A 1,587-nucleotide genomic window follows, 5' to 3' on the forward strand; every position below is an offset into this window, starting at 1 on the left:
CACTTACGAGCTCTTCGTAAGGAGGTGATCCAACCGCAGGTTCCCCTACGGTTACCTTGTTACGACTTCACCCCAGTCATGGACCACACCGTGGTAAACGCCCTCCCGAAGGTTAAGCTATCTACTTCTGGTGCAACCCACTCCCATGGTGTGACGGGCGGTGTGTACAAGGCCCGGGAACGTATTCACCGTGACATTCTGATTCACGATTACTAGCGATTCCGACTTCATGGAGTCGAGTTGCAGACTCCAATCCGGACTTAGACGTACTTTATGAGGTCCGCTTGCTCTCGCGAGGTCGCCTCCCTTTGTATACGCCATTGTAGCACGTGTGTAGCCCTGGTCGTAAGGGCCATGATGACTTGACGTCGTCCCCACCTTCCTCCGCTTTATCAACGGCAGTCTCCTTTGAGTTCCCGGCCAAACCGCTGGCAACAAAGGATAAGGGTTGCGCTCGTTGCGGGACTTAACCCAACATTTCACAACACGAGCTGACGACAGCCATGCAGCACCTGTCTCACAGTTCCCGAAGGCACTCTCGCATCTCTGCAAGATTCTGTGGATGTCAAGACCAGGTAAGGTTCTTCGCGTTGCATCGAATTAAACCACATGCTCCACCGCTTGTGCGGGCCCCCGTCAATTCATTTGAGTTTTAACCTTGCGGCCGTACTCCCCAGGCGGTCGATTTATCGCGTTAGCTTCGGAGCCCATCACTCAAGGCAACAAACTCCAAATCGACATCGTTTACAGCGTGGACTACCAGGGTATCTAATCCTGTTTGCTCCCCACGCTTTCGCATCTCAGCGTCAGTATCTGTCCAGAAGGCCGCCTTCGCCACCGGTATTCCTCCACATCTCTACGCATTTCACCGCTACACGTGGAATTCTACCTTCCTCTACAATACTCCAGATAACCAGTTTTAAGTGCAGTTCCCAGGTTGAGCCCGGGGCTTTCACACCTAACTTAATTATCCGCCTACATGCCCTTTACGCCCAGTCATTCCGATTAACGCTCGCACCCTCCGTATTACCGCGGCTGCTGGCACGGAGTTAGCCGGTGCTTCTTCTGTAATTAACGTCAATTGATGCACCTATTCGATACACCACCTTCCTCATTACCGAAAGTACTTTACAACCCGAAGGCCTTCTTCATACACGCGGCATGGCTGCATCAGGGTTCCCCCCATTGTGCAATATTCCCCACTGCTGCCTCCCGTAGGAGTCTGGACCGTGTCTCAGTTCCAGTGTGGCTGGTCATCCTCTCAGACCAGCTAGAGATCGTCGCCTTGGTAAGCCTTTACCCTACCAACTAGCTAATCCCATATGGGTTCATCAAATGGCGCATGGCCCGAAGGTCCCATGCTTTGGTCTCTCAACTTTATGCGGTATTAGCAGTCGTTTCCAACTGTTGTCCCCCTCCATTCGGCAGATCCCCATACTTTACTCACCCGTCCGCCACTCGTCATCAAGTGCAAGCACTCATGTTACCGTTCGACTTGCATGTGTTAAGCCTGCCGCCAGCGTTCAATCTGAGCCATGATCAAACTCTTCAATTTAAAGTTTGATGCTCAATAACTGTCTCTGACAT

The 1,587-nt window shown here is 52.1% G+C and carries 1 rRNA gene; it reads right to left on the bottom strand.

Annotation, left to right across the window (positions count from 1 at the left end):
* Nucleotides 1–17: 17 nt before the first annotated feature.
* Nucleotides 18–1,555, bottom strand: a 16S ribosomal RNA gene (locus J3U42_RS12215).
* Between the last annotated feature and the right edge of the window lie 32 nt (nt 1,556–1,587).

Source organism: Gilliamella sp. B2923, assembly GCF_026536565.1.
Classification (GTDB): domain Bacteria; phylum Pseudomonadota; class Gammaproteobacteria; order Enterobacterales; family Orbaceae; genus Gilliamella.